Origin of the sequence: Blastococcus sp. KM273129 (assembly GCF_021698995.1) — a bacterium.
Taxonomy (GTDB): Bacteria; Actinomycetota; Actinomycetes; order Mycobacteriales; family Geodermatophilaceae; genus Blastococcus.
Window position 1 is genome coordinate 1 of record NZ_SSXB01000152.1, and the last position, 2,617, is coordinate 2,617.

Below are 2,617 nucleotides of genomic sequence, written 5' to 3' on the forward strand. Positions count from 1 at the left end.
TCCGTCCCCCGTCCCGTCCCGCCCGTTCGCCGGCGCCCACTCTGCCGGTGCCCGGGTGGACGCGCGCGGAGGGTCAGCCCCCGGTGATCCGCCGCAGCTCGGCGACGTGGGCGTCGAAGGCGGCGCGGCCGGCTGCCGTCAGCGCGAGGCCGGTCCGCACGCGGGAGGCGCGGGTGGCCTTGCGGACCGTCACGTAGCCGGCCTCCTCGAGCTGCTTGACGTGCTTGGAGAGCACCGAGTCGCTGACCCCGATCCGCTCGCGCACCGCCGCGAAGTCCATCGAGTCGACGGCGGCGAGCAGCCCGCACACCTGGAGCCGGGGCGGCGCGTGCACGACCGGGTCGAACCGCGGCCGGACGGCGGTCACAGCTCGCCGCGCAGCTCGGCGACGTAGATGCGGGTCCACCACCGGCTGACCAGTGCGATGCCGACCCCGAGGACCGCGCCGGCCACGACCATCGCCCCGCCGACGTCGAGCGCCAGCTCGAGGACCAGGGCCGGCACGACGACCAGCGTGGCGCCGACCAGCCACGCCGTGTAGGCCCGGCGGGTGGGCCCCGGCCGGTCGCCGCTGACCCACGCGCCGGTCAGCCTCCGGTAGACCGCCACCAGCCCGCGGAGGCCGGCCAGGTAGACCACCAGCGCCCCGAGCGTCAGCCAGGGGAAGGCGAAGGAGTACGAGGCGAACAGCAGGAACGTCAGCAGGCCGAGGAGCGCGTCGTACCACCAGGGCTGGACCACGCGCTCGGCGAGCGCCACCCGGTCCGCGCGCAGGGCGGCCAGCTGGGCCCGGGCGTCCGCCTCGTCACTTTCCATGACGGAAAGCGTGGCCGTCGCTTTCCGATCCGTCAAGTCACGCCACACGGCTGTCACACGCGCCGTGGTCTCATGGCCGCCGGGCCCGACAGCGACAGCGACAGCGAAGAGGAGACGTGACCGATCTGCGGCACCACGGCGACGCCGAACTGGCGCCCGGCCTGGTCGACCTCGCCGTCAACGTGCGGGCCGGGACGCCCCCGCCCTGGCTGCGCGACGTCCTGCGGGAGTCGCTGGAGGCCAGCGCGGCCTACCCGGTCCTCCCCCCCGCCCGCACGGCCGTCGCCGCGGCGCACGGCCGCGACCCCGCCGGGGTGCTGCTCGCCGCCGGCGCCGCGGAGGTGTTCGTGCTGCTCGCCCGCGCCCTGCGACCCCGGCACGCCGTCGTCGTGCACCCCTCCTTCACCGAACCGGAGGCCGCGCTGCGGTCCGCCGGTCACCCGGTGAGCCGGCTGCTCCTGCGGGAGGCCGACGGCTACCGGCTCGACCCCCGCGCCGTCCCGGACGACGCCGACCTGGTGGTGCTGGGCAACCCGACCAACCCGACGTCGGTGCTGCACCCGGCCCGCGACCTCGCCGCCCTGGCCCGCCCCGGCCGCGTGCTCGTGGTCGACGAGGCCTTCGCCGACACCGTGCCCGGCGAGCCGGAGTCGCTGGCCGGGCGCGCCGACCTGCCCGGCCTGCTCGTCGTGCGCAGCCTGACCAAGACGTGGGGCCTGGCGGGGCTGCGGGTGGGCTACGCGCTCGGGCCTCCGGATCTGGTGGCCGCGCTCGCCGCCCAGCAGCCGCCGTGGCCGGTGAGCACCCCGGCGCTGGCCGCGCTGGTCGCCTGCACCGCCCCGGCCGCACGCGCCGAGGCGCAGCAGGCGGCGGTCGCGCTCACCGGGCACCGCGCGGCGCTGCTCGCGGCCCTGCCCCCGCAGGTGGCGGCCCTGGGCACCCCCCGCTCCTCGTTCGTCCTGCTGCGGGTGCCCGACGGGGCGCGGGTGCGGCGGGAGCTCCGCGACGCGGGCTGGGCGGTCCGCCGCGGCGACTCGTTCCCGGGGCTGGGCCCCGACCACCTGCGGGTCGCCGTGCGGGACCCGGCGACCTCGCGCGCGTTCGCCGCCACCCTCGCTGGGATCCTGTCCCGGTCCCCCCGGTGCGGCTCCACGGGGCGGACGACCACCGGCACCCCCGAGGAGATCCGCTGAACGCCACCCCGGTGCCCCCCGAGCAGGGCACGGTCTACCCGGTCGGGCTGCGGCTGCGCGACCGGCCGGTCGTCGTCGTGGGCGGCGGCCGGGTCGCCCACCGGCGCGTCGCCGGCCTGCTGGAGGCGCGGGCCCGCGTCACGGTGGTCAGCCCCGAGGTGACGCCCGCGCTGGAGTCGCTGGCCGCGGCCGGCCGCGCGACCTGGCTCCGGCGCACCTACCGCCGCGGCGACCTCGCCGGGGCCTGGTACGCGGTCGCCGCCACCGACGACCCCGCGGTCAACGCCGCCGTCGCCGCGGAGGCGGAGGACGACCGCATCTTCTGCGCGCGCGCCGACGACCGGTCGGCCTCCAGCGTCTGGACGCCCGCCATCGGGCGGCAGGGCGAACTGGTCGTGGGCGTGCACGGGGGCGGGGACCCGCAGCGGGCGATCGGGGTGCGGGACGCGATCGTCGCCGGGCTGACCGACGGCAGCATCCGCGACCGCGCCGCCCGTCCCGCACCGGGGGGCAGCGTGGTGCTGGTCGGTGGCGGCCCCGGCGACCCCGGCCTGATCACCGTCCGCGGCCGCCAGGCCCTGGCCACCGCCGACGTCGTCGTCGCCGAC

Annotated in this window: 4 protein-coding genes; 2 read left to right on the forward strand and 2 right to left on the reverse strand. The window is 78.3% G+C overall.

Annotated features, from left to right (window positions below; genetic code table 11):
* Positions 1–73 precede the first annotated feature (73 nt).
* Together E9565_RS21720 and E9565_RS21725 are read right to left on the reverse strand one after the other, a co-directional pair.
* A complete protein-coding gene (locus tag E9565_RS21720) occupies positions 74–367 on the reverse strand; it encodes a transcriptional regulator (protein WP_236828849.1) in 294 nt (97 codons plus the stop codon).
* Positions 364–816, reverse strand: a complete 453-nt coding sequence (locus E9565_RS21725) for a hypothetical protein (protein WP_236828851.1) — start codon at positions 814–816, stop codon at positions 364–366. The genes E9565_RS21720 and E9565_RS21725 overlap by 4 nt, the downstream gene beginning before the upstream one ends.
* 50 nt (positions 817–866) lie before the next feature.
* Here E9565_RS21725 and cobC point away from each other — a divergent pair, with 50 nt between their 5' ends.
* Together cobC and E9565_RS21735 are read left to right on the forward strand one after the other, a co-directional pair.
* On the forward strand, positions 867–2,009 hold the full coding sequence (cobC, locus tag E9565_RS21730) for an Rv2231c family pyridoxal phosphate-dependent protein CobC (protein ID WP_304505944.1): 1,143 nt from the start codon (positions 867–869) through the stop codon (positions 2,007–2,009).
* 11 nt (positions 2,010–2,020) lie between these two features.
* Positions 2,021–2,617, forward strand: a 597-nt coding sequence (locus tag E9565_RS21735; protein ID WP_236828856.1) for a bifunctional precorrin-2 dehydrogenase/sirohydrochlorin ferrochelatase, incomplete at its 3' end; no start/stop codon positions are given.

Coding starts and splice junctions, on each gene's coding strand:
- E9565_RS21725 (WP_236828851.1), bottom strand. CDS start 816: ATGGAAAGTGACGAGGCGGACGCCCGGGCCCAGCTGGCCGCCCTGCGC.